The organism is Streptomyces sp. SID14478 (genome assembly GCF_010548525.1).
Taxonomy (GTDB): Bacteria; Actinomycetota; Actinomycetes; order Streptomycetales; family Streptomycetaceae; genus Streptomyces.
The window spans coordinates 1-229 of sequence record NZ_JAAGMG010000830.1; the positions used below are offsets into that span (position 1 = coordinate 1).

At 80.8% G+C, this 229-nt stretch carries 1 pseudogene; it reads left to right on the forward strand.

The features are described from left to right. A pseudogene (locus G3I40_RS46585) lies at nucleotides 1–229 on the forward strand (hypothetical protein); the annotation flags it as partial.

A 229-nucleotide genomic window follows, 5' to 3' on the forward strand; every position in this document is an offset into this window, starting at 1 on the left:
CCGGCCGAGGAGGTACCCCGGCGCGGCCCCGCCCCCCGCGCCATACGGAAGGCGCCCGACGACGCCGATGACCTCTCGGCCGACCCGCGCACCCGCGCCGATCAGGCGGCCCCCGACGACCCCGGTGGCCTCATCTCCGATCCCCGGCCCCGCGCCGAGCAGACGCCCCCCGACCACGCCGATGACCTCGCCCCCGACCCCCACGCCCTGGCCCGCCTCCGGGCCGAGC